The sequence below is a fragment of the Viridibacillus sp. d25.2 genome, assembly GCF_055456015.2.
The window spans coordinates 3321879-3347291 of record NZ_CM196652.1; the positions used below are offsets into that span (position 1 = coordinate 3321879).

General features: G+C 34.1%; 32 protein-coding genes. 5 read left to right on the forward strand and 27 right to left on the reverse strand.

What is annotated here, in order from left to right:
* The 5 genes from cmk to prsW all read right to left on the reverse strand — a co-directional run bounded on the left by cmk (window position 1) and on the right by prsW (window position 4557).
* On the reverse strand, window positions 1-675 hold the full coding sequence (cmk, locus tag ACZLO7_RS16360) for a (d)CMP kinase (protein WP_464940657.1): 675 nt from the start codon (window positions 673-675) through the stop codon (window positions 1-3).
* A gap of 281 nt (window positions 676-956) precedes the next feature.
* Window positions 957-1607, reverse strand: a complete 651-nt coding sequence (locus ACZLO7_RS16365; RefSeq protein ID WP_464940658.1) for a flagellar brake protein — start codon at window positions 1605-1607, stop codon at window positions 957-959.
* Window positions 1608-1700: 93 nt separating this feature from the next.
* Complete coding sequence (locus ACZLO7_RS16370; protein ID WP_464940659.1) at window positions 1701-2987, reverse strand: PepSY1/2 domain-containing protein; 1287 nt, start codon at window positions 2985-2987, stop codon at window positions 1701-1703.
* A gap of 11 nt (window positions 2988-2998) precedes the next feature.
* Window positions 2999-3781 carry a spore cortex-lytic enzyme gene (gene sleB, locus ACZLO7_RS16375; RefSeq protein WP_464940660.1) on the reverse strand — a complete coding sequence of 261 codons (783 nt, stop codon included), beginning with the start codon at window positions 3779-3781 and terminating at the stop codon, window positions 2999-3001.
* A 101-nt stretch (window positions 3782-3882) separates the two neighbouring features.
* The gene (gene prsW / locus ACZLO7_RS16380) at window positions 3883-4557 is read right to left on the reverse strand and encodes a glutamic-type intramembrane protease PrsW (protein ID WP_427748544.1); all 675 of its coding nucleotides are present in this window, start codon (window positions 4555-4557) and stop codon (window positions 3883-3885) included.
* A 79-nt stretch (window positions 4558-4636) separates the two neighbouring features.
* Between prsW and ACZLO7_RS16385 the strand changes: the two genes are divergently transcribed.
* Entirely contained in the window at window positions 4637-5605 is a 969-nt protein-coding gene (locus tag ACZLO7_RS16385) for an asparaginase (RefSeq protein ID WP_464940661.1), read from the forward strand.
* 483 nt (window positions 5606-6088) lie between these two features.
* Here the strand turns inward: ACZLO7_RS16385 and ACZLO7_RS16390 are convergent, their stop codons facing one another.
* The 8 genes from ACZLO7_RS16390 to ACZLO7_RS16425 form a co-directional block, all read right to left on the reverse strand.
* Window positions 6089-6625: a nucleotidyltransferase domain-containing protein gene (locus ACZLO7_RS16390; RefSeq protein ID WP_464940662.1), complete on the reverse strand. Its 537-nt coding sequence runs from the start codon at window positions 6623-6625 to the stop codon at window positions 6089-6091.
* A gap of 86 nt (window positions 6626-6711) precedes the next feature.
* The gene (locus ACZLO7_RS16395) at window positions 6712-6840 is read right to left on the reverse strand and encodes a hypothetical protein (protein ID WP_464940663.1); all 129 of its coding nucleotides are present in this window, start codon (window positions 6838-6840) and stop codon (window positions 6712-6714) included.
* A gap of 293 nt (window positions 6841-7133) precedes the next feature.
* A complete protein-coding gene (locus ACZLO7_RS16400) occupies window positions 7134-8093 on the reverse strand; it encodes a YpdA family putative bacillithiol disulfide reductase (RefSeq protein ID WP_464940664.1) in 960 nt (319 codons plus the stop codon).
* A 296-nt stretch (window positions 8094-8389) separates the two neighbouring features.
* On the reverse strand, window positions 8390-8536 hold the full coding sequence (locus ACZLO7_RS16405) for a hypothetical protein (RefSeq protein ID WP_464940665.1): 147 nt from the start codon (window positions 8534-8536) through the stop codon (window positions 8390-8392).
* A 65-nt stretch (window positions 8537-8601) separates the two neighbouring features.
* Window positions 8602-9066 (reverse strand): GNAT family N-acetyltransferase, encoded by a 465-nt coding sequence (locus ACZLO7_RS16410; RefSeq protein ID WP_464940666.1) that lies wholly within the window; start codon window positions 9064-9066, stop codon window positions 8602-8604.
* A 739-nt stretch (window positions 9067-9805) separates the two neighbouring features.
* The gene (locus tag ACZLO7_RS16415; RefSeq protein WP_464940667.1) at window positions 9806-10477 is read right to left on the reverse strand and encodes a LysM peptidoglycan-binding domain-containing protein; all 672 of its coding nucleotides are present in this window, start codon (window positions 10475-10477) and stop codon (window positions 9806-9808) included.
* A 74-nt stretch (window positions 10478-10551) separates the two neighbouring features.
* Complete coding sequence (locus tag ACZLO7_RS16420) at window positions 10552-11997, reverse strand: RecQ family ATP-dependent DNA helicase (protein ID WP_464940668.1); 1446 nt, start codon at window positions 11995-11997, stop codon at window positions 10552-10554.
* A gap of 1 nt (window position 11998) precedes the next feature.
* On the reverse strand, window positions 11999-13030 hold the full coding sequence (locus ACZLO7_RS16425; protein ID WP_464940669.1) for a YpbB family protein: 1032 nt from the start codon (window positions 13028-13030) through the stop codon (window positions 11999-12001).
* A gap of 105 nt (window positions 13031-13135) precedes the next feature.
* Here ACZLO7_RS16425 and ACZLO7_RS16430 point away from each other — a divergent pair, with 105 nt between their 5' ends.
* Complete coding sequence (locus ACZLO7_RS16430) at window positions 13136-13384, forward strand: ferredoxin (protein ID WP_038190800.1); 249 nt, start codon at window positions 13136-13138, stop codon at window positions 13382-13384.
* Window positions 13385-13714: 330 nt separating this feature from the next.
* Here ACZLO7_RS16430 and ACZLO7_RS16435 read toward each other — a convergent pair whose 3' ends face one another.
* Both ACZLO7_RS16435 and ACZLO7_RS16440 read right to left on the reverse strand, forming a co-directional pair.
* Window positions 13715-14380, reverse strand: a complete 666-nt coding sequence (locus ACZLO7_RS16435; protein WP_464940670.1) for a DUF1129 family protein — start codon at window positions 14378-14380, stop codon at window positions 13715-13717.
* Between the two features lie 70 nt (window positions 14381-14450).
* Window positions 14451-14777: a PadR family transcriptional regulator gene (locus ACZLO7_RS16440; RefSeq protein ID WP_464940671.1), complete on the reverse strand. Its 327-nt coding sequence runs from the start codon at window positions 14775-14777 to the stop codon at window positions 14451-14453.
* A 219-nt stretch (window positions 14778-14996) separates the two neighbouring features.
* Between ACZLO7_RS16440 and fabI the strand changes: the two genes are divergently transcribed.
* Complete coding sequence (gene fabI, locus ACZLO7_RS16445) at window positions 14997-15779, forward strand: enoyl-ACP reductase FabI (RefSeq protein ID WP_464940672.1); 783 nt, start codon at window positions 14997-14999, stop codon at window positions 15777-15779.
* A 192-nt stretch (window positions 15780-15971) separates the two neighbouring features.
* Window positions 15972-16112 carry a transposase gene (locus tag ACZLO7_RS16450; RefSeq protein ID WP_464940683.1) on the forward strand — a complete coding sequence of 47 codons (141 nt, stop codon included), beginning with the start codon at window positions 15972-15974 and terminating at the stop codon, window positions 16110-16112.
* Between the two features lie 71 nt (window positions 16113-16183).
* Here the strand turns inward: ACZLO7_RS16450 and ACZLO7_RS16455 are convergent, their stop codons facing one another.
* From ACZLO7_RS16455 to ACZLO7_RS16485, 7 genes are all read right to left on the reverse strand, one after another.
* Window positions 16184-16714, reverse strand: coding sequence for a P-loop nucleotide/nucleoside kinase family protein (locus tag ACZLO7_RS16455; protein ID WP_464940673.1), 531 nt, complete (start codon window positions 16712-16714; stop codon window positions 16184-16186).
* A gap of 16 nt (window positions 16715-16730) precedes the next feature.
* Window positions 16731-17210: a tetratricopeptide repeat protein gene (locus ACZLO7_RS16460; RefSeq protein ID WP_464940674.1), complete on the reverse strand. Its 480-nt coding sequence runs from the start codon at window positions 17208-17210 to the stop codon at window positions 16731-16733.
* 70 nt (window positions 17211-17280) lie between these two features.
* Entirely contained in the window at window positions 17281-17445 is a 165-nt protein-coding gene (locus ACZLO7_RS16465; protein ID WP_464940675.1) for a DUF2197 domain-containing protein, read from the reverse strand.
* A gap of 512 nt (window positions 17446-17957) precedes the next feature.
* Complete coding sequence (locus ACZLO7_RS16470) at window positions 17958-18671, reverse strand: Type 1 glutamine amidotransferase-like domain-containing protein (RefSeq protein WP_464940676.1); 714 nt, start codon at window positions 18669-18671, stop codon at window positions 17958-17960.
* Between the two features lie 78 nt (window positions 18672-18749).
* On the reverse strand, window positions 18750-19538 hold the full coding sequence (locus ACZLO7_RS16475) for an ABC transporter permease (protein WP_464940677.1): 789 nt from the start codon (window positions 19536-19538) through the stop codon (window positions 18750-18752).
* Window positions 19535-20443, reverse strand: coding sequence for an ABC transporter ATP-binding protein (locus ACZLO7_RS16480; RefSeq protein WP_464940678.1), 909 nt, complete (start codon window positions 20441-20443; stop codon window positions 19535-19537). Before ACZLO7_RS16480 ends, ACZLO7_RS16475 begins: the two co-directional genes overlap by 4 nt.
* Entirely contained in the window at window positions 20440-20679 is a 240-nt protein-coding gene (locus tag ACZLO7_RS16485; RefSeq protein WP_464940679.1) for a PLD nuclease N-terminal domain-containing protein, read from the reverse strand. Before ACZLO7_RS16485 ends, ACZLO7_RS16480 begins: the two co-directional genes overlap by 4 nt.
* A gap of 213 nt (window positions 20680-20892) precedes the next feature.
* Here ACZLO7_RS16485 and ACZLO7_RS16490 point away from each other — a divergent pair, with 213 nt between their 5' ends.
* On the forward strand, window positions 20893-21432 hold the full coding sequence (locus ACZLO7_RS16490) for a helix-turn-helix domain-containing protein (RefSeq protein ID WP_464940680.1): 540 nt from the start codon (window positions 20893-20895) through the stop codon (window positions 21430-21432).
* A 96-nt stretch (window positions 21433-21528) separates the two neighbouring features.
* On the opposite strand, the gene ACZLO7_RS16495 is transcribed toward ACZLO7_RS16490, so the two are convergent.
* The 5 genes from ACZLO7_RS16495 to ACZLO7_RS16515 form a co-directional block, all read right to left on the reverse strand.
* A complete protein-coding gene (locus tag ACZLO7_RS16495; protein ID WP_511261355.1) occupies window positions 21529-23298 on the reverse strand; it encodes an IS1182 family transposase in 1770 nt (589 codons plus the stop codon).
* A 351-nt stretch (window positions 23299-23649) separates the two neighbouring features.
* The gene (locus ACZLO7_RS16500) at window positions 23650-23991 is read right to left on the reverse strand and encodes a cupin domain-containing protein (protein WP_464937513.1); all 342 of its coding nucleotides are present in this window, start codon (window positions 23989-23991) and stop codon (window positions 23650-23652) included.
* A gap of 50 nt (window positions 23992-24041) precedes the next feature.
* Window positions 24042-24320 carry a hypothetical protein gene (locus ACZLO7_RS16505; protein ID WP_464937512.1) on the reverse strand — a complete coding sequence of 93 codons (279 nt, stop codon included), beginning with the start codon at window positions 24318-24320 and terminating at the stop codon, window positions 24042-24044.
* A gap of 47 nt (window positions 24321-24367) precedes the next feature.
* On the reverse strand, window positions 24368-24703 hold the full coding sequence (locus ACZLO7_RS16510; RefSeq protein WP_464937511.1) for a hypothetical protein: 336 nt from the start codon (window positions 24701-24703) through the stop codon (window positions 24368-24370).
* Between the two features lie 203 nt (window positions 24704-24906).
* Entirely contained in the window at window positions 24907-25155 is a 249-nt protein-coding gene (locus ACZLO7_RS16515; RefSeq protein ID WP_464937510.1) for a class I SAM-dependent methyltransferase, read from the reverse strand.
* Window positions 25156-25413: the final 258 nt, after the last annotated feature.

Below are 25413 nucleotides of genomic sequence, written 5' to 3' on the forward strand. Positions count from 1 at the left end.
TTATGCCATCCTTTCACTCACTAATTTTAAAATAGCATCTGCTGCTTGTTGAATAGATAACTCAGTTGTATCTAAGAAAATGGCGTCTTTTGCTTGTACAAGTGGAGAAGCTTCTCTTTCGCTATCTAATTTATCACGTAGTGCAATTTCTTCTTGTAATTGTGCAATAGTAGAAATAATACCGCGTTGTTTATTATCTTCAAAACGACGACGTGCACGTTCCTCAACTGTTGCAGACATATATAATTTTAATTCTGCATCGGTTAATACGGCTGTTCCGATATCACGGCCGTCCATAACAACCCCGCCTAATTTCGCCATTTCTTGTTGGCGTTGAACCATAATTTCACGCATAGCTGCATGTGCTGCTGCTTTAGAAACATTGCTCGTCACTTCATTTGAGCGAATTTCTTGAGAAACATCTTGGCCATCTAAAAATACTAGTTGTCCATCTTCTGAAAGTTTTAATGTAATGTCAGTCTCTCCTAATAAATTTGTTACACTTTCCGCATCTTCTAAATTTATATTTTCTTTCAATGCTTTTAATGTAAGAGCTCGATACATAGCACCTGTGTCAATGTATGTATAGCCGAGAGCCTCTGCTGCAATTTTAGCAATTGTACTTTTACCTGCTCCAGCAGGGCCGTCAATTGCGATTTGAATATTCTTTTTCACGGTTTCAACCCCTTCTTTCCGTAATATTGTATCACAACCGAAATGCTGAGGCGACACGTTTAACAACGAATCATGTAGTGCTTAAATACCAAAGTCTATCTAAAACTTTAAGTACTTAAAATAATCACTGTCATATCACTAAGCTACTTATATAACTGCTATCTAAATCATTATCAACATAGTTTTCCCATATTAATTTTTTTACTTAAAATTAAGCCACTACTTCACATATTCCCTACTAAAATAAAAAGTCCTCTAAAAATTAGAGGACTCTTTGGTAATTAAAAAGCAGTTTCTTTCTTTCGAATTAATAGCTGACGTTCAAAACAGAAGCGTATTAAATGTTGGCGATCTAGTTCATCTGTGTCGGTAAAATGCAACGGTGCAATTACACAATCGTCTCTTTCGATAATTCGAATGACGGACGCTCTTGTTTGAATATATTTAACATCCTTATTTGAAAAAGGTAAAGCAATCGTCATATCGAATTCATCATTTTCTTTAAACGCCACTTTTTGGTTTAATATAATTGCTAAACCTCCGGCGCTAATATCTTCTGTGACAAATTGATAATATTCATTCTTGAAGTGTATAGCTACATCAACAGGCGTTAAGACGCGAACAAATTCTCTACGTTGTATCTTATAAATTTCTTCGTCTTTTGGAAAGGATAGCATAATCATCGGAATATTCGCTTTTACCCTTCCAAGTACTTCTGTTTTGAAAGCATGTGCTATCTTCTCTTCATCAATAAAAGATGCACGAAATTGACTGCCCTTAGATAAGAAGGAAGTCCTATTAGTGGTTATACTTACTGGATAGTCAATATAAATATCACCATCTTTTTGTTCCACAATTTTACATTTAAAACGTTCCATAGATTCTGAATTGATAGGTTCTAACGTGATTAATGTACCTATTTTAAGTTCCATGTCAATCCCCCTTTATGCCACTTTAGTAGTGGTTTAATTATGACATGGTTTGTTAAAATATGCTAGAGACATTACAAAATGCCCCCAGCACGGTTATAATTTTTCATTCTTGATGATTTCTCCCGTTTCTGTATCTACTAATACACGGAATGTATGTGGAACATTCTTATTGTAATAAACAACTGTCATCTCATAGCACAAACGTTCTTCCATTTTGTCGTTCTCACTATAAGATAATGCTTCTTCTACGATTTCAACATTTTTATCGAAAAACGTTTTCCAATCGATTTTTTTCATTGGTTGATCTTTCAGTGTTTCTTTTTGAATATACTCCATACCATTAATTCCGATAATTTCACCGTTGTCTTTAGCAATTTTCACTTGTACGCCATCTGCATATACTTTCGCTTTATTTGATGGGTTGATACGAACATAATTTAAATGCCATGCCATTGTGTTCTCTCTAGAAGCTTCAATTTTTAAATCATCAAAGCCTAGTGCTTTCATCTGTTTATTCGCCTTGTTAATAAGTTCTTCTTGGCTTAAAGTATTTTTATCAACTGGTCGTTCCGCTAAAAACGAAAGTAAGTGTCCACCTTTTTTCGTAATATCTGCATAACCCAATCTAATTCCTTCATGGAAAGTTATATGGTAGAAGGGATATGGAGCTGTTTTTTTACTTTCTTCAATACGAATCGTTGCTTTTTCATATTGAGGAAACATTTCTTTAAAACGTGCTAAAGCTTGTTTCTCTGTAATGACTTGATCATTTAGTGCAATAAGATCTTTTTTCTTCTGATAATCCGATTCACTTGATGTCAATGGAAAATCACTTTCTGCATAAGATTTTACAGTTGCCGATAAGTTTGTAAAATTGTTTTTCGTATCCATATTGGATAGTTGATTTAGCCATTTATTATAATGCTTGTCTTCTTGTAATAAATGAGCTGTTGCTACGTCCCACTCACTTGAAAATGAACTTAAGTTTGATGCTACATTGGATACACTTTTGTTCCAATTAGCTTTTGATTCTTCAGAAGTCATTGTTAGCTTTGCTTGATTACCTAGGCGCCCTAAATAATTCATCCATTGCGTTGTAAATTCACGATCTAGTGGTAAACCTCCAATTGTTTGACGAATATCTGAAGATATACGCCAAACATCCTGTAATGAGTCATTTAATGCAGTAGGGTCACTAAAAAGTAGAGATTGTTGTACGGATTTTTGCAACTCATTCAACTGGCTAGAAGCATCTGACATCTGATTTGTATATTGAGCATGCAATAACTGTTTCAAATTTGTTTTTTCCTTTAAAGATGTATAACTAAATACCGAAAGAACAATAACCGCATAAACAAGAAAGAATGTTAACTTTTTCAATCAAGCACCTCCTATATGCAAAAAATATGCTGTCCTATTGTTTTAATTTGCTGTCTAGTCCAAATCCATTCACTAGTAGCTGTTGCTGGATTGAAATAATAGAGCGCATTTTCAGTTGGATCCCACCCGTTCATTGCATCAATTACTGCTTCCATCGCGCGTTCATTAGGTGTTAGCCAAATCTGACCATCTGCTACCGCAGTAAAAGCTCTAGGTTGGAAAATAATACCTGATATAGTGTTTGGAAACTCAGGACTATCTAATCGATTTAAAATAACAGCTGCTACCGCAACTTGACCTTCGTATGGCTCACCTCTTGCTTCACCGTAAACAGCATTTGCCATTAATTTTAAATCTTGATCTGAATATTTAGTTGGTAATTGTGTATTAGATTGTGTACCTGTTCCCTGTTGCACTTGCTGATTTAGTGGTTTACCACCATAATGTGTAAATCGATTACCTTTATTTAACTGCTCCATAACAAATTCTTTATTATAATTTGAAGCTGCAGTTAATTTTTTCTTCGTTGTTGCACCAACGACACCATCAACTTTTAACCCATATTTTTCTTGGAAGGTTCTTAGTGCCCAGTAAGTGCCATAGCCAAATTTACCATCAATTTTACCGGTATAGAAACCGATATATTGCAACCTTGCCTGTAATTCAATTACATCATCGCCATTTGCCCCTCTTGCAATCACCTGATTAGAAAATGCTTCTCCGCGTTGAACATCGTTCATAGCAAAAATAGTGAAAGTCATAAGTATGATGAGAAGAACTTTAAAAAGTCTCATTGATTGTGAGCCTCCTTTTTCGTAGAATGTCTCAAACTAGATTTTTTATACTAAATCAAAAAAAAAAAACGCCAAGAGAATCAGAAATTTTCTCTAGGCATTTATATTTTTTTCTGAGCGTATAGATGTTGAATTAGGTGGTTGTGCGCTAGTTTTACTTTCCTTAGTCCAAACCACCATAAAAATAACATAAATGGAATCATTAAATAAGACCAATGATCTTGTAAAAAGAAGATTAAATTATAAGTATTGTGAAGTAAAATTGGCGCAAATAATGCAACAATTATGTATTCGTTCACATTTTCTTTCTTAGAAAATTTCGATTTCCCCAAATAGAATCCCATGACGACACCAAATAGTGCATGACTAGAAACTGGCATTAACGCTCGTAAAAATGCAGTGTTTACACCGTAAGAAAGTAAGTATAAAATATTTTCTACTGTCGCAAAACCTAATGAAATCGCGACACCATATAAAACCCCATCATACGGATCATCAAACTCTACATGATGGTATATGGCAATCATTAATATTAACCATTTAAAAAACTCTTCAACGACACCTGTAAAGACCACATCTTGCAAAATCTTATTCGAAAAAATTTGCTCTTCTTGAAAAACATATTGTAAGAAAAGAATAGGGAACGTTAATATTGCACCATATATAAATGTATGGAACAATGTTCTCCTAGGCTCCGTAGCCATTTGATTACGGAGGTAAAAAAAACTAAACAGCGCGAGGCCAGGAGCAATCGCCACTGTTAATAGTATAAACATGAAGTTGCTCCTTTCAATCGTTGTATTTATATTATACCATTCATAAGACATAGCTAAAGTAATCCAAGGAGGATTTGTCATGAAAAAAACAATTTTATTAATACATACAGGTGGAACGATATCCATGCATGTAAATGAGGAATCAGGTGCCGTCGTTCCAAAAGAAACTAATCCATTAATTACTGAAAGTAAAAAACTAGCCCAATATGCTGATATTATAGAGTTAGATGCCTTTAATCTACCCTCTCCGCATATGACACCTATAGAAATGCTCAAATTGAGAAATTTTATTTTAGAAGCAATCAGTAAACAAGTAATTGACGGCGTTGTTATCACTCATGGTACTGATACTTTAGAAGAAACAGCATATTTTCTTGATCTAACGACGAATATGGATATTCCTATTGTCTTAACAGGAGCTATGCGTTCTTCTAATGAGTTAGGGTCTGACGGAGTTTATAATTTAGTCGAAGCAATAAGAGTGGCTATTTCCGAAGGGGCAAAAAATAAGGGTGTGCTAGTTGTTATGAACGATGAAATTCATGCCGCAGCAAATGTCACAAAAACTTCCACTTCTAATGTTGGTACTTTCCAAAGTCCGCAGTACGGACCTATTGGACTAATTACTAAAACGATGATTCATTTTCACCACGTACCTTTACACAAACAATATGTGGAGGTTTCTACAATTGAAAAAAAGGTTGCCCTTTTTAAAGTATATGCAGGAATGGAAGCTGACCTTTTATTGTCTGCTATAGATAACGGTTATGATGGCGTTGTGTTAGAAGGATTAGGACAAGGTAACGTTCCTCCTGCTGTTGTAGCAGGTATTCAAGCTCTGCTTGAGCATCAAATTCCGGTTGTTTTAGTATCACGTTGCTTTAACGGTATTGCACAAGGTGTTTACGGTTATGAAGGCGGCGGTAAAATGCTGGAGGATATGGGTGTGTTTTACGCTCCTGGGATTAGCGGGCAAAAAGCTCGTTTAAAACTTTTAATCGGCTTAAATCAGGTACATTCCCCAATCGAAGTTGCACATTTCTTTTAATTAATTTGTTTTATTAAATTTTACTGTAGGCAAACTCAATGAAAGTCGAGTTTATCTACAGTCTTTTTTATTTCAATATATATATGAATAAATAAGACCTTGATTTCCGCTATGGTCGACGCTTTTCCCGCAGAAGTCGCACCTCCGCTCCAATCAACTACACATGTAATAAGAATAAATCTTTTGAGGCGCTGGACAAACTTAAAAGGTCTTAAAAATTTGTCCATGCGGCGCTGATTACTTTTGCTGCTATGAATTAAAAAAAGTTGGTCAATTAGACTTGGCAAAGTCCAATTGGCATGAAGGAGGATCTTAAATAACCAAGATATACAAAATTAACAAGAGACATACCGGATATAACCATTCTGTATGCCTTTTGTCGACAAACTGAAGAATCTTCTCAATTGAAGTTCCATCTATTATTCCTTTAAAGCCCTGATACTTCAATTAATCCTATTCTAAGACTTTTACTTTCAACTCCATTCAATCCATAGCATCTATAACTTGCTGGATTATTTTCATACTCTCAAAATCTTTTAATCGAAGTTTTAGTCCTGTTCCTAGTTCATAAGCTTTCTTTTCTTCAAGCAATTGATGAGGATTTAATACACAAACTGATACACCTTGTAGATTATAGAATTGTGTAGATAAAGCATCCGACCTCCATACCCATTCTGGAAAGCCATTTGCTATTATGTTCCCCTCTTCCGATCTTTTTACGAATACTATGCTCACATCCACATCGTTTTTCAGGAAATCAGTTTGATACTCGCTGACTGGGGTTATCTGAAAACCAGCACATACAAGTGCCTGTTCTAATGGTTCCCGATATTGTATCCAAGAAACAAAATCAACGTCAGAATGGGCGCGAGTAATCCTTCCAAGTAAAAAATCTATTGCCCACCCTCCTCGTAACCATAAAATATTATTAAAGGATAAACTAATTCCGTTTATCTCGGAAATTATTTTTAATTGGGATTGTGTTTTTTCAAATTCTTTACCAACGTTTTTATTATCCATTTTTGCCCACATCCTTTTATTTTTCAATAATGCATTCTTGCATCATATTTAATGGCTTATGCAATTATATGGTTTATCATTGTTGACTATGTATTAAACACTATTAGTATGAAACCCGTCGATTTTGCCGTATTGTAGCCATGCGGATTTTTCAACTTACTATTCTTCGCTTCAATTTTAAAGCGCTTTTTCCCTAAGTCTTCGATTCTTTCCATTTTTCGAAAAGCTACTTACGCTTCATGTCCGGTTGATTTTATGGAAACTGAATACGTTTTACTTTTGGCACCGTCTTTATTACAGCCATCTTGTAATGGAAAACCTTACATTTTTCTATGTCAAAGTAATACGTTTGTGTTTTATTTTTACCTAAGGAAAGCGTCCGCCGGAACGGAAATTAACGATATCGAAGAAAAAGCCATGGCAGAAACGATTAATCGTTTCCACCATGGCTAAAATTCATTTTATGGATTTTTTCAGTGGCCTCTTTCCTAGTGAGACAGCTTCTTACTTATTTCTCTTGAATATAGCTCGCAATTAGACCACCGTGAAAACGGCCGTTTTCGATAAAGATTTCATTAGCATTATTTCCTGCAGCGATAACACCAGCTATAAATAGACCTGGTACATTAGTTTCCATTGTTTCTGGGTCGTATGTTGGACGGCCTGTTTCACCGTTAACTGTAACGCCCATCGCACGGATGAAATCATGATCTGGATGATAACCTGTCATTGCAAAGACAAAATCGTTTTTCACAGCAAATTCTTCGCCATCTTTTAATAAGATAACTTCATCTTCTTTAATAGCAATAGCATTTGTCTCAAACATCATTTCTACTTCACCACTACGAACAAGGGCATCGAAATCTGGCAATACCCACGGCTTAATACTCGGGGAATATTCTGCACCTCGGTAAACAACTGTTACACGAGCACCTGCTTTATGAAGAGCTAACGCTGCATCAACTGAAGAGTTTTTCCCGCCAACTACTAATACATCTGTATCAAAATAGGGGTGAGCTTCCTTAAAATAGTGATGGACTTTAGGTAGTTCTTCACCTTCAATCCCCATGTAATTTGGATGGTCATAATAACCTGTGGCAATTACTACATATGGAGTTACATAATGGTCTTTATCTGTTTTGACTTCGAATGTTCCGTTAGTTGGTGTTACATTAAGAACAGTTTCAAAACGGTTAATTTGAATGTTTTTACGTTTTACCACCTCTCGGTAATATACTAAAGCCTGATTTCGTTTTGGTTTAGGCTGTTCAATGATAAATGGTACATCTCCAATGGCTAATTTTTCACTTGAACTAAAGAACGTTTGATGTGTTGGATAATTGTAAATGGCATTTACAATATTACCTTTTTCGATAACGATAGGTTGTAACCCAATCTCTTGTAATGAAATCGCTGCTGCTAAGCCACAAGGGCCGCCTCCTACGATAATTGCATCAGTTTGACGCATGAACCTTCACTCCTTATAAATAAACATCTCCTATAGACAAGGAGATGTGACACTTTATACTCTTTAACATCTTTATTATACGCTCATCCATTAAATATTTCTTGGTTATTACACCTTTTTCGACAAGGCTTTGTTAAATTTCAGCATTATTTTTGGCAAAAAAATAGAGCTGCTCTACAAATACGTAGAATCAGCTCAGTTTTAATTTTGGTATTTCGAGAGCGAAGATTTAACAATAACCACTTTTACTTGAAGTAAGAACATACGGATCCATTTGTATATAGAAAAGCAAACAGTTAATGAAACCATCCAAATACTAGTGCAATTAAATAAAGTGGTATTCCGATAATCAACATACCCGTAACAGCGTAGCAAATGCTTGTGAAAATAAACTTAAAGAAATCATAGACAGCCCCAGCTAAATCATCAATAAACCTTAACATCTCTAATCTCCTTATTTAATACCTGTCTAATTGTAAATTAAATATTAAATACATACAGATCCTTCTTAACTATAAATTTCTTTGTACATATTAATACCAGCGACTTCAAAACCTAATGTTTCATATAATTTGATTGCTTTATAGTTAGTACCAAAAACATGCAGCTTAAAATATAAAATCTCCTTCACCTTTAAATATCCCTCAATTTCCTTCATTACTTTTTTGCCAATTCCCTTTGATCTACATTCATCAAACAAATAAATTTCATACAAAAATGCACTCTTCTTAGTATCATCGACCTTCAGCCAAACATATCCACAAATATGCCCATCTTCGATAATATTATAAAACTCATGAAGTTCAGTTTGAAATCCTCGCGGTAAATAACCTTGTAATTGCTTTCTTGCTTGAACATCTGCTGGTTCTGTTACTTCAAAAGTATGTTGAGCTAGTGTTTCCGCATATCGCTTTTCTTTTTCTTCAATGTACTTGTAAAACTCTAATTCATTCATTTTAACTAAATAGTTCATTTTATTATCACCTAACCTGACAAATTAGTTATTTGAATAACCACACTTATATAAATTGATTCGACACGCTACCTAATATTCCTCTTTTAACAAACCTTGGAGTATGAGGCTTACACTAAAAACCACGAACTACAAGTTAGATATTATCAAAACAGAGTTCGAAAATACGTGCATACTTCTACAATACCCCTTACCCTATAAAGCATATATTACTGTACAAGTATAATGGAGCCTACTTTTATTGATTAAGTAATGAAGTCATAGACAGTCACCCAGAATTTAGAGCAAAAAAAAGAATCCGTTTAGGAATAAATATCATAAACAGATTCTTTGTGACTTATTTTCAATAATATGTGCACTTCAATTTATCTCTTCTTAGCTATTCCCCTGTAACAAGTAAATTTAATTACCCTTCTTTAATTAAATTTAGAGATGCATTATCTACGAACAACAGAGTAAGTGGAATTTTGGCAGTCCTTTGCGACAAAAACAAACTTGTTCGTGACTAATACCACGAAACTTTGAAGAACCACCTTGGTTTAAATAAATACCACCTAGTTACTTAACATAGCATTGGACAAAATAAAGAAGCAGACAATGACAATCATGTCAGTGTCTGCAAAAAATACATACTAAATGTTAGTGAATAATGAAACAACCTCAATGTTAGGAAATAAAGTACTAGATATTCCTTAAGGCATTCATATTACCAAGTAATTTCCAAAAATCCAACTAGAAGTTATTGGGGGATCGCTAAGCTCGTTCCAACAACTACATTTTCACTAGTCATGCCATTTGCTTGTTTAATCTTCGCTATACCATCTATACTGCCGTAATATTTCATGGCTATGTTATAAAGTGTATCCCCTGTTTGAACAGTATGTAAACGGCCACTTGCTTGAGCTTGTTGATAGGCTTCTGCAGGTGAAGTTGGATTGGTTTCAGTAGTCGCTCCGCTATTATCTGGATTGGTTACATTAGGATCCTTAGGAGGTTCAACCACTGGATTATCAACTTTTTTAGTGGATGTATTCTCTTTTTCTTTATTCACTTTCTTTTCTTCTTTAGCTTTCACTTTTTCCTTCTTGTCTTCCGTTTTTTCTTCAGCTTTTGCTTGTGTATTTGCTTTTGTATTGGTTTCAAATTTCACATGGTCTTTTTCTATTTCCGTTTCTTCATTACTACCCTTGTCATAGAAAAAACCTACATAAATAAGGATTGATATTGGAATCGATATAAAGATAACGGCTAAAATCGTTGGTAATGGATTAATACGTCGTTTCTTTTTACTATTACCATGAAGCTGACTACGGGTCATTCTTGAAGGGTTTTCGTTATTCTCAGAATCGAGCTTTAACTTAATGGTTTGACGATGCTCTTCTATTTTTTCGCGATAATCCTTTTGAGCCATCTTAACCCCTCCTTTTTCACTAGTACTATTCTATATTATGACGAAATACAACATAAAAGTAAATGTTCGTTATGTTAAAGATTCGGTAATAAAGCCGTCAATCTCCCCTCCCAAGAAGATATATTTCCCTTCATTTCTAATCGTTCTCTTTCCTTCAAAATTACACCAACATCTAAACCGCAAAAATGGCAGCAATGAGCAGGTTTTTCTTTTAATGATTGCCCAAAATAATGTAGTAGCTGCTCTCGAATACATTTCTTTGCTGTTATTAATTCCTTCATTTCATCTACTTGATGCACTTTACTAAAACGAATCGCAGTTAACTTTTGTTGCACTTCTTCTGGCGTTAAACTTTGCATCCAATAAGAGAGTACACGAAATCCAGTTTCACTTATTTGATTCATATCTAACATTACTGTGGGGTTTTCCCCCTGCTGCGTGAAGGTTACATATTGCTCAACATGGCGTTGCTGAGGCAAATCTTCTGTGACGATAAACTTCGTCATATCCTCATCATTTGGAGCATAGAGCAATATTGAGAGAGCTTCCTGTCCATCACGTCCCGCACGTCCAACCTCTTGCATATAGTTAGCTACAGTAGAAGGGATATGATCGTGAATGATCTGACGAACGTCATCTTTATGAATCCCCATACCAAAAGCATTTGTTGCACAAATCCACTCTAGGTGTCCTGCCAAAAATTGCTGTTGGATAAATTGTCGATCTTCTCCCTCCATCCCTGCATGATAAGCAGCTGCACGAACGCCATTAGCTAAAAGTTGCTCTGCATAGATAGCCGTTTTTTTACGTGATTGTGTATATATAATACCTGGGCCAGACGTTTTTAGAACATGCTCTAATATCCAGGGTGCTTTTTCAGACGGATTTTCAAGTTGTACTACATCATAATGTAAATTCAAACGGTCCACAGAATGAATATATTCAAATGGCTCCTTCATATGCAAATAATTCTTCATATCTTTTACAACTTGCTCTGTTGCAGTAGCACTTAGTGCTAAAATAGCCGGACGTTTAGTATCATCTAACCAGTCAGTAATTTTCAAATAATCAGGTCTAAAATCAAATCCCCATTGTGAAATACAATGCGCTTCATCCACTACAATTAGCCCAAACTGCATTTCACTAAACGCACCTTGCACATGTGGATTCATCAGCATTTCAGGAGAAGTAAAAATAAAACGATATTGCTGTAAATGTTGTAAAACATTTCGCTTCTCAGTCATTTGTAAAAATGAATTTAATGCGACAACACGCTTTTCACCAAATCGTTTTAATTGCTCTACTTGATCCTGCATCAATGACAACAAAGGGGAAATGATTAAAATCGGTTTATTTAATATATATCCAGGTAATTGATAACAAAGTGACTTCCCCATACCAGTAGGCAGTAGAGCAATTACATCTTGTTTGTTGATGACCGCTTCTATTACTTCTTTTTGACCAGGACGAAATGTTGAATAACCAAAATGTTGTTCTAACAGCCGTTCTATATTTGTCATTTCACATTACTCCTTTCGCCGCAAGAATGAGCCTGATTTGAAAATAAGAAAGTTCAGGAACGACATCACGCAATACTTTTAACTTTTTACTATTCGTTTGTTTTACAGCATGTACAATGGCCTCAACATCTTGGGATGCCACAAATTGTAAAAGTGGAAACTGCGACATAGTCATCGCCATCTCTACGAAATGATCTTCAATCGTGCTTTCTTTCAAACGGCGCATAGTAGCAATTTGTTCCAACTTAAAACCTTGTTGAAACAAATTCGCAGTTTTTTGAGATGACTCCGTTAAGAGTTGTTCAATACGAATTCCTTCAGCTAATTGAATCAAATAGTGCTTCGGCTCTTCATATAAAGTATCTAACCACATATGTAGAGCTTCTATATATGCTAGTTGAACATCTAGCAAAGAACGATTTTGTTCCCTAGCAAGCTGTTGCCAAGTCCATCCAGGTGTATTAAAGCCACTTAAACGATAGAGTAAAAGATTTAATGAAGAATCATCAACAGTCAGCTTGTTAAGAGAATCTGAGATTTCATCGCGAATAGCCTGAAAAAATACATTTGATTTATAATTATTTTTCACTAAAAATTGTTTCACCCACAATTGAATATCTTCATTTTTTTGAATAGGGGCAAACGATTTAATTTCCTGAACTGAATAAGACAATGATTGTACTACTAGAGATAATCTTTTGAAAAATATATGCTCATTTCCACGATAATACCATCCATTAAAATACATAGGTTTACTATTTTCAAGTACTTCTAAACCCTTATTAGTTAATATAAAATAGTGCTCATCTCTATATGTAGCATAGCCTAAGTCGATCAATTGCTCTGCATGCTCCAAATATATTTCCTTTGATAGCTTAGGTGTTAGGCCGAAAAAAGAATGGAGATTAAAATTTCCTACATCTTGAATTGTTTGTCCCGAGCGTTTTCCTTTTAGCAAATGAAATCCTGCTGAAACGGAGCGTTCGCCTCCAAATTTATGAAAAATCTGTAGCAATATTTGTTGTATGTACAATGCGATTTCCCCCATGAATAAGTAATTTTGGTTGAAATGTGTTGAAAAGCACTTTAGAATGAAAAGGAAGTTAAATAGGAGCGATTGTAAAAAGGAGAGAGAAACATGGCGAAATTTACCATTGTAGATAAAGATACATGTATTGCATGTGGTGCTTGCGGAGCTGCTGCACCAGATATTTATGATTACGACGACGAGGGTATTGCCTTCGTTATTTTAGATGATAACATGGGAACAGAAGAAGTTCCAGATGATCTAATGGAAGATATGCAAGATGCTTTTGAAGGCTGTCCTACTGATTCAATTAAAGTAGCTGATGAGTCGTTCGAAGGCGATGCATTGAAATACGAATAGTATTAACAGACGGAGGCTATTTTCACTTTTGTGGAAATAGCCTTTTTTGTCGTAGCCATATTCCGAATTACTTGTCCGTATAATTGAGTAAAAGCAGTCTCGTCGTTCTATGGATAAAAATAATAGCTTATTATCTTTATTTTTTTCAAAAATAGTAATTTATAATAAATCTATTTATGCTTAAGGGGCTGATACTTTGGAGAGGAGGCTCAAGGTTTGTCCCCAGGAAAGCATCCGCCGGAACGGAAATTAACGGCATCGAAGAAAAAGCCCTGGCTAAAATTCATTTTATGGACTTTTTCAGTGCCCTCGAATTGCTTCCGCAGTTTTTTAATAGCTTTTCGTCCGATCGCGTTTCATTAAATAACTAATAAGTAACAATGCTGAACCAGCACCAAACTGGGCGAACCATGTAATGTTGACAAGAGGACCTAGCTCATCTGTAAAGTAAAGAATAGCTATAAACAAACCGAACGTTACAACACCAAATATACCTGATTTTAATATAGTGCCTTTAGACATTGTTTCTTCAAATGCGCCTTGTTTTAATTGCTTTAATATGACATAAAGTAATCCCGAACCTATCACAACAACTGCAATGACATTTATAATAGTCGAATATAAATAAATCTGATCTGATTTTGTGAAATAGCGACCAATCGCTCCAATAATAATGAACCAACCGATTATGTCACATAAAATTTCGACACCAAAAGTTACAATGCTTCCCTTCTTTTCCTTCGGCAATGCCTGCACTATTTCTTCTGCGTACATTTTCGGATTAGGTCCAAACACATCCCTAGCTGTTTTACCTTCCTCTTGTGCTATTAATAGATGATCTAGTATCTCTGTTAATACTTCCTCTGATTGACGTTCAGAAAGTAGTATATGCGCTCTAACATAGACAAGTATCTTATCATAATAGACTTCATTTTCTTTAATTAATAACTTACGCTTCTCATTATTATCTGCTATTAACTTCTTCACTATAACCATCTCAACTAATCCCCTTTCAATAATCATTCAAAAAACGTAAAATTTTAATATAGGATAATTCATTTATATATTACACCTGTTCTTTCATTAGCTTGCCAACAGCATCAGAAATACCTAGCCATTCAGAACGAATATCATTTAAAGCATCTTTGCCCGCTTTTGTAAGTTTATAATATTTGCGATTTGGGCCGGAATCTGAAGGTTTCATTTCACCTTTAATTAAATCATTCTTTTGAAGTCGTAGAAGCACTGGATAAATCGTACCTTCACTAACATCAGATAGGCCTACTGTTTGTAGCTTTTTTGATAGCTCGTAGCCATACACAACTTCTTTTTCAATAACAGCTAATACACAGCCATCTAAAATTCCTTTTAGCAATTGACTTCTTATAGACACCGAATTCAACACCTCCTAGTACATTGCATGACAAGGTAGTTAAGTAAATAAAAAGCTACTTTGCATTACCAAGTAGCTACATTGACTATATGCTAATACATATTGGTTGTCAACTACATTGTTATACAAAGTAGCGAAATTGTTTGTTGCATTCATCTCTGATTTAGGTTAAAATTTTTAGTATCAGGTACTAATAGTAACTATATACTGGAGGCTATTATGGATAACTTACTACAATTAAAAAATAAAAATATCGTTGTAATGGGCGTGGCAAACGATCGTAGCATTGCATGGGGAATCGCAAAATCTCTTTTCGAAGTTGGCGCAAACGTCATTTTTACTTATCGAAAAGAACGCTCTTTAATGAAATTAGAAAAATTAATGGCAGCATATGAAGATAAAGAAGCTACTTTCATCCAATGTGATGTGAATAGCGATGAAAGTATTAAAGCGGCTTTTGATACGATTGGTGCTAAGGTTGGTACAATTCATGGTATCGTACACTCGGTAGCATTTGCAAACGCAGATGATTTAAAAAACCGCTTCCTTGAAACTTCACGTGATGGCTATGCATTCGCACAAGATACAAGTGCTTATTCACTAATTGCGGCAGCAAAAGCTGCACATCCTTATATGACTGAAGGTGGCTCAATTGTTACAATGAGTTATCTTGGTGCAGAACGTGTGTTAGAAGGCTACAATGTTATGGGTGTAGCCAAAGCCGCACTTGAAGCATCTGTTAGATATTTAGCAGCAGATATCGGTGCTGATAATATTCGTGTTAATGCCATTTCTGCTGGTGCGATTAAAACATTAGCAGCAAAAGGCGTTCCTTCATTCAACAAAATTTTAAATCGTATTGAAGAAAGCGCACCATTAAAACGTAATGTTACACAAGCGGAAGTAGCCGATATGACAATTGTTATGCTTAGTCATTTATCTCGTGGCGTCACTGGCGAAACGATTTATATTGATGGTGGCTATAACATTATGGGGATTTAATATTAAAACGCACTCTTTATTAGTGCGTTTCAGACCTGTAGACAAACTCGAAGAAATTGGGGTTTATCTACAGTCTTTTTCATTTTAACAAATATATAATTAGATAAGACCATTGATTTCCGCTACGGTGGACGCTTTCCGCGAGCGAGCGGGCGCTACCTTCACTCCAATCAACTACACATGTAAAGGCTAATACGAAAGATAAGGATGGGATGGATAACCTTAAAAGGTCTTAAAAAAGTGTCCATGCAGAAGAAGCTTACTTTTGCTGCTATGAATTTAAAGAAACTCGCAAAAAGCTTCCTAGAAGTAGCAATCTCTAGAGAAAAATAGATTTATAACACTATTTATACTTAAACCGCACTTGCCTTAAATTCATTTACAGCTCTCACCTAATCAAAAGTTCAAAGATGATCATTCTGAATATAATCAACTACTAAATCAATATAAGATTCTAAAGGCTGTGAAGTATCTATCTTTAAACAGTTAATCTTTTCAGGCTTCTTACTGTTGTGAATCGTATATAAAAAATCCTCTTTTGAATTAACTGATGAAATTTGGCTTAACATTTTGTTTCTTGAAGTTAAACGACAATTAATTTCTTCAAAGTCATTTAGAAAGCACTCCACATATTTATAAAACACATTATGTTTTTTCTGTAGTGAAAGCCCCCTTTCGATCATTACGTCATACAAGCATGGACTATCAAAAATTACACTATTGCCTAATCCAAGATAATAATCGATTAACTGCCAATCGATTTCATATGAAATCGAGCCTGATGTTTTTCTATCTAAAGTTTCTGTACTACTCGTTATTAGTGCAGATTTAACGATGTCATGATCAACTATAATTGCACCAGTACGCCTTGCAATAGCTTGAGCTAATGTGGATTTCCCTGAACCAGGGAATCCAGACATTTGAATGAAAAACACTTTTCCACAATCCCTTCTACCAAACTAGATGAAGTTTATCTTTATAAAAATGAATAGCACGCTCATATTCTATAATACTTTCATCTTTAGCCGAAGAAATAATCACATTAAGTAATTGTCCAATGGAATCTTCATGCTTTTTTAAGTTGAACAATGTCATAGCGTAGAATACTTGAAGTGCCTTAAAATCCGGATGTTTAGCGATGCCTTCTTGAAACACTTTTTCTGACTTTTGATATTCTCCAATCGTTCGATAGGTACTGCCTAATCCTATATATGCTTTAGGTTCATCTTGATTATCTAATCCTAATGTAATAGCTTTTTCATAATAAGGAATGGCCTCATTTTCTAGACCTAGAACATCAAAACTCCACGCAGTTTGATAATTAACAAATGCATCTTCTGGATAATCCTGCTGTATATCCAGCATTAATTGATTGGATGCTTCTAACAATTTACCCGCTCGCAGTTTTAAAACTTTTTCTATTCTCTTCATAGATAAGATCACTTCCTTATATACAATAGGTTATATTCCTATTTAATGTAACTCTACATACCTTTATAGATCAATACATCTTCCGTTTCGCCACTTGCTCCAATTTCTTTGTACAACTTACACAATGAAAGTTTTTCGCTTTTCTCTCTTTAAATAGCTTGTAATGCTTTGTACCTTCCATCAATTTATACTGTTCTTTACATAAACCACAAATTACTTCATAGTAAATCGCCATAGTTTATATTTTCTCCTCTCATCATTATATCCTTATGATTAAATTGCCAAAAATATAATATCAATCATGACTAGATTTTAAAAATGCGCGCATATTATTGTCCAGATTTTATCCATTCTATAGGTTCCGAAAATAGTAAACGCCAAAACTATTATGAATCCAAATATTTTAAAGCTATTTTTTACCACCTATATACATAAAATGATTCCAGTTAAATAAAACATACCTTAGAAATAACCCAAAGAATTCTTTTTAATTTTTTATCCATCTAAAAACACCTTGTTTCTTCTAACCATTACTCACATCTCATTATCCTATAAATTCAAAATAATTACATTGAAATATAAAAAAGACTAACTGATTTCAGCTAGTCTTTAGCCCTTCTATTAAAATCATCTATCTACAAATACAAGACTGAACTTGTTCGACAACCTTTTAAAAATTAATAAAGTAATTGTATTCAAGGCGTATGACATTAACTATAGTTACTGTTATTTCGACGATTTAAAACGCTAATCCAGCATAATAACATCAACATTCCCTTTCATATTTTCATCATCTGTTGACAGTGAAAACGCCGAGCAGTTTTTCTTTGAAATAATACATTTTGATAATTCACCATTTTCAAAGTGGACAACAGCACCATCATCTACTGCTAATCCTGATAAAATTTGTCCTTTATTAATATAATTAAATAGAGCTTGCTTACTCGCTTCATTATTGTAGTACGGACATAATACTCCCTTTACTAATCCTAAACCCGAGGAAATTTTATACCCTCCAGACTCATCCTTTCCTACCCCTTCTTCAAAAAAGTATATTGCACTCGTACCTGCTCCAACTATGATTTGACCATTATAATAGGCTTCTTTAAGCCTCTCTTCCATATTAAATTCCCTCCACTTATTGATCATAAAATCCAGGTTACCATCACCAATATAAAGAATGTCTTGTTGCTCAATAATGGAATCTAAATATCCTTCTTTCATGTCTGAAATCGTAATATGTGTGGCGTTACAATTTTCAGGAGAGAAAACTTTATAAAAATCTTTAATATAGTTTTCGTTATCTTCACTTGCTGTTGCTATAAAACAAATTTTAGGATTTTTATTTAATGCTTGTTGTAATATATATTGTTCTTGTAGTGGTTCGTTTATATTCGTAGAAAAGTCACCACCTCCAAGTACAATAATTTGCATTGTCTTACAGTCACCTATACTAGTCATGGTTTATTACCTCTCCATTTAAAATGCATTGATTACTTGATAGCTTTTTAAATTCGAAATCGTTAACTCTATTTCACTCTAATTTGGATGGTATTTTTTTTTCTGGATCCAATAATATGTAACCATCACTGTTATCATCACTACAAGAATTGTTGCTAAAATATTTATAAACAAGTTCGCACCTATTGAGCCAGTTATAAGTATATTCATGGCATGTTGGCTCATACCAGCTGGGTTCACAGCATCTAACATTGGGTGAAGCCCAACTAACATCCTGCAAATTAGCAACGTAATAATACCTATTATTGCAATTAACGCTTGGCTATTTAATACTGCACTTAACATTGTAGTAAACGATACGCAAAAGAGAATCCACACTAAATAACACAATAGTGCTATTATCATTTGTGATAACTCTATATTGGTAAATAGAAAATGAATGTATAACACAGAAACAAAATAACCTAGTAAAATACTTACTGAAACTAGTAAAAAATTCGAGATTAGTTTCCCACTAATATAGGAACTAACAGAAACTGGTCTTGTTAAGATAAAAGCTAACATTCCGCTAGATTTATCAGACTGAATTAATCCCATCATTGCAATGACTATAATCATTATCCCAAGTTGGTCAAACTGAGAGCCTAATGTGGCTGCAAGTACTTGCCCTCCTGTCTGTTCAATCATTGATGAATCGATTGATATTCCTTGTGTCCCTCCAAGAACTTCTAAAATAACTGGTAAGTAATACGTCATGACTGGTTGCGTAGCTCCTAAAAAGATAAATACTAGTGGCAACCAAATTACTTTAAAATCACGCAAAACTAAACTATATTCTTTTTTCATTAGTACGCCTAATGAATTCATGCCCCCACCACCAATTTCAAAAATATTTCTTCAAGTGTTTCGTGATCATCAATTTCAAAACGAATGATATCAACCTTATTTTCTATGGCATTCTGGATAAGTCTATTTTTATTTTCAGCAACATCATCTAATGTAACTTTCACTTTATGACCGGCCATTTCTACACTTTTTACATAGGGAAGCATTTTCACAGTTTCTATCCAAAATTTATCTGTTGGTGAAATTTCTAAACATACAACAGGTTTACTATTACGACTTATCAAATCAATCATCGTTGTATCTTCAATCTTATTTCCATTTTTAATGATGACGAACCTTTCACATATTTCCTCAGCATCATTTAATATATGAGTGGATAATAATATAGTCGTTTCTTGCTTTATTTCCTGGATTAAATTTAGTACTTCTCTTCTGCCAACTGGATCTAAGGCTGAGACTGGTTCATCCATAACGATAAAAGCTGGTTTATGTAACAATGCCTGAGCAATACCAAGTCTTTGCTTCATACCCCCAGAAAAAGTGCGAACTTTAGTATTTTCTTCACCTGAAAGCCCTACTTTAGCTAACATTTTGGGAACCTCCTCTATCAATTCTTTTTTTGAAATCTCCGACAGCTGCCCCATAAAAAAGAGTGTTTCTTTCGCTGTCATCCATTCATAAAAATTTGGATATTGAGGTAAATACCCAATTTCACGCTTCATTTTCGAGATGTTTTTACCATCTAACAGTACTTCACCTTCATCTGCATGAAGTATATCAGCAATTATTTTAATTAGAGTCGATTTCCCCGCTCCATTAGGTCCTATTAATCCTACACACTGCCCCGTTTCTAATACCATTGAAAATTGATTAACAGCAATCTTTTCTTTGAATTTTTTTGTTACATTTTTAATTTCTAGTTTCAAGATGACTTACCGTCCCTTCTTCCTATTACAAAATACAAAATCGGTCCAATTGTATTGCAAAATAAAATAACGATTGTCCATATAAATACGTTATCCCGCGTCTTACGATTTCGATATAAATCCATTAAAGCAATCAAAATAAGAATAAATCCTACTCCCATGAAAGGTAATATGATTGGTAAAACTGACATCCAATCGATATCCTTTAATTCATCCAAGCCATAATGTAATTGCATTTAAGTATCCCCTATCTAATATTTTATTTTTATTATCATTATCGATAATGATAATATAATTACGCTGTACTTGTATAGACTTATTTTCAAATTATTTTAATTGAGCAAATCATTTTGACTTAAAATAATTTTACTCTTGTATTTGCAATTTATTAATTCATATCGATAATGTTATCATTATGGATAATGAAAATATTTTTTTAAGGAGAAATAATGATAAATAAAGCTGAAGTTTTAATTCACCCTGTCCGTATGAAAATATCTCAAGCACTTATGAGAAATAAAGAAACTGGCCTTACTCCCCTTGAAATGGTGAAAATTATAGAAGATGTGCCACAAGCCACTCTATATAGACATATTCAAGTGCTTTTGGATGCTGGTATTATCCAAATTATTCGGGAAAAGAAAGTTAGATCTGTATTTGAGAAATACTATACACTAAACGAAGAAGCCGCTCGACTTGACTCAGAAGAATGGCAAAAACTATCCAAAGATGAAAAGGTTAGTTATTTATCTTATTATCAATTATCTTTAATGACTCAATATGAGAGTTACCTTTCTGGATTAGAGCAAGATGGATCTAAAGAAGATAAGGCGACCTTTTCACTGTTAGAATTAAAAATTGATGATGAACATTTTAATAATTTCCAGCAAGAATTAAATAGTTTAATGCTCAAGTATTACAATGAAAAAACTGACAACCAGAATACCCATACACGTACAATAGCAGTGACAATTATTCCTAAATCTTAGCTATAAATTAAGATAAAACTCCACATTAATAAACAGAAGCAAAATTTACAATAAGTTCTTCTTTAGATTAAAAATGAGGACTAAAAAAGGGGCTGTCTAATAAGTCCCTAAAATAAAAGTTCCAAAGAAAAACGTACTGTTTTTCTTTGGAACTTTTTTCGTTTTTCTCTGTTTTGGTGAAAATAGCTGGAGGATTCCAGCTATTTTCAGTAAATTGTGGGCCATTGCCACAATGCCGTACTCCGTTATCACTTTTTCTAAACCTCGAAGTGAGAATCGACGAAACGACCGATTGCCCTTGATATGACCAAATACACTCTCTACCTCGATTTTCCGTCGAGCGTAAATTTGTGCGTTTGGTTCAGACCAAAGGCTAGTTTGTGCTTTTGCTTTGAGTTCTTCATAAACGGTATTGTAGTGAATCTGTCGATTCCCTTTAGATTTTGAACATTGTGCTTTCAATGGGCAATCTGTACAATCTTCACATTCATATATTTTGAAGTCTCGTGAAAAACCATATTTATCTGTACGTGTAGAATAACGTTTAAAAGGTACTTTTCGATTGTTAGGGCATATGTATGTATCATCTTGTTCGTTGTAAACCCAGTTACTTGCATGACGAATGTCTTTTTTATAACTTCGTTTTTGTTCACTTAAAAATGTGCCATAAGGAATCAATGCCTGAAATTCTTGGTCCATTGAATAGAGATAATTGCTTTCACTTCCATAACCGGCATCTGCTATGACGTTTTTTGGGAACGGAACGGATGATTTTTTCAATTCTTCCAAATGTGGAATAAAGCATCGTGTATCAGTTGGACGTTGATGCAGAGTATAAAAAAGAATGAATTGATTTTCTGTTGCCATTTGTATATTGTAACCCGGTTTTAATTGTCCATTTTGCATGTGATCTTCTTTCATCCGCATGAATGTGGCGTCGGTATCCGTTTTAGAATAGCTATTGCGCTCACCGAATAACTGTTGTTGGTATTCATACTTTTCAAGGCGTGGACGAAAATCTTCACGAATTTGCTTTTTGAGTTTCTTGGATTCGCTTAACTTTCTACGTTTTTCCTTTCGGGCTTCTGGTTCTGTTTCATCTTGGAATTCTTTGGTTTGCTTGCTGATTTGGCGTGTAAGAATCTCTTCTGCTTGTTCTAGCTTCTCTTTTGGCGTAATAGAGGACTGGTTGTCCTCACTCACGATAGAGCATTCATCCCCTTTTACGACAGATTGAATAAATTGATAAGTCTCATCAATTTTCTCTTTCAGTTTTTCTTCAAAACGAGTTGTTGCTTTTTTCCATACAAAAGAATACTTATTAGCGTTAGCTTCAATCTTTGTGCCATCTAAAAAGTAGTTTTCCATTGTTATATACTTTTGTTCGATAAGTTGATGAATCATTTTTTCAAATAATAGTTGAATTCGTTCAACCATAAACGATGTTCTGAAACGGTTAATTGTACGATAATCTGGTTTTTGCATCGCAGCTAGCCACATTGCTGGGAGATTTTCATTCAGTAATTTGGCGATTTCTCGGCAAGAATATACTTTTTGCGAATACGCATAGAGAAGGACTTTTACCATCATTTTAGGATGATATGCACTGCGACCACCACCTTTGTATGGTTCGAAGAAGTATTCATCGTCTATTCCTTCGATCATTTCATCCACTACTCGCGCAATATGATTAATTGGAATAAGGTCTTGAAGATCGAAGAGGCATATACTTTGTTGGTTATTATATGGAATGAATGTAGGGTTTTCATTTTGATTTCTAGAAACGAGAGTTTCTTCTCCAATTTCTAGTGGAAGCGTTGTTTGAGTCATGTTATAATTTTCGTTAGTAGTCTTTGGATTGCTCATAAAAAATCGCCCTTTCCGTAATTGTTTGTTTTGTCACTTACATTTTACAAGAAAAGGCGATTTTTTTGTATTTAAATTTAAAGAAATAGGGCTGCACTCAAAAGTCGGTTTTCACCGACTTTTGGGACAGCCCCTTACATTTAAAAGTTAACTTATGTCGCATACCCAATAACGGTTGTTTCCAATCTTCAATCATTATAAATTGACGCTTTGTATTATTCCTAAAATGCTCCATAGATAAAATCTTTATTTCTTTAGATGAATTTTCTACTAAGAGCGGTTCCCTTATTGGTACTTTACTATTTTAATCAACGGTTAAAATTCTTAATGAGCTTAAGCAAAACAAAAATCTTATTTTAATGTCAGTAAATGAGATGGTCTTAATTCTTCACTTTCTACGACCATTACCTGCATACCCTGTTCACTAGAAGTTTCATGCCATTCACCCTTGTCCCAAAACACGACATCACCAGGACCTACATTTTTTTTGCCTTCTTCACCAACAACATTACCTGACCCAGATAAAACTATAAGCAATTGATTTGTAACTGTTTGATGACTACCAATTACACCATTTTCACCTAAAGTCATTAAACTAATATTTGCCGCTGTAGAAGTTTGGCAAATATGCGATAGTTGAAAATCTGAATCAAACACATTCATCTGCCTTTTAGTCGTTTTAAATAGTTGCATTTACTCACACCCCTAAATGTTGAAAGCTATCTATCGTATCCCATTGAATTTCATAATTCAAAATTCTTTTCATGCCTACCCAAAAAACCTCTTTGCAATTGTAATAATACTAGTGAAAGAACCGCTGCATTAAAAGCATAAAAAATAGCATATATTATAGCCACTTTTTTTTCAGAAGCTTCGAAAATCGGCAAAACATTAGGTATTACTAATAAAATAATTGTTACAATAGATGAAAATAAGATACTTTTATGCTTGAAAATACCAATAAAGCTTGAAATGAAAACAATCAAAAAAGCTAAATAATGATAATAAGGGATAACGGACACATATTCTCTCCTCTGTAAAGTTATTTACAATTGATAAAATAGAAACGTCACTTGTAAGATTCACTGACCTTTTTACATACATAGGTCATACCATAGCTATTATTTGTAATTAGGTTTTCTTGCCAGTCCTGATATATTTGAATTACTTCAAACCCATGATTAGCAAGCAATCGTTCCATCTCCTTTGGGTAAACATATCTTAATGTAATATTAGTACGCACTTCATTTACTATATGATTTGTTTCATCTTTATATTTTCGAATTGTTGTATAATATTGCAATTGATTGAGAGCATCATATTTTGCAATTGTCGACACATCTACTTTATATTGTGTTTCACTATCAATGTATGTATGCCAGAATTCTTCTGTTTCAGGCTGCAATAATTCCTCAACACTCGGAAATCTCGTATCAAAAATGAAAATACCATTTTGAAGTAAATGTCTATTAACTGAGGATAATAACCCATCTTGATCTTCATTTTTTAGAAAATGTTGAAAAGAATTCCCTACAGAGAATGCAAAATCGGTTTTAAAATTTAAATCTAACTTCGTACAGTCTTGCTGAATCCAATCGATTGGTAAATCTAGTTTACTGGCTTTCTTTGTTGCTTAATTAGCATACCTTTATGTGAGTCTACCCCCACTATCTTATGACCACTTTTTGCTAGCGGAATCGTTGCTCTACCAGTTCCACATGCGATATCAAGAATTGTCCCTTTTGCTTTTGACGCATATTTTTGTAAGAAAGGAATATCTTCCGTATAAAGATTGTTTTCTTTATCATATAAGGTTGGATTATCATATTCCTCAGTATTATGTTGTTGTATTGTCATTATTTATGTTCTCCCTTTTACTAAAATTTCTTTTCATCTATTTGCTTGATCAATCATTCTATCCTATACCAATTTTTTTCTATTGAGATCCCACTGTTCCTATTGTCCCATATTTTCAAAATCATTACATCTCAATTAATAGAATTCAGTCGATAATTTTCTATTCCTAGAGCTTTTGCAGCCCTAGAGGTATTTCACAATACTTGATTGACGTTACTAATAATCTCAACAAAAAACTGCGAGAATATTTCCCGCAGT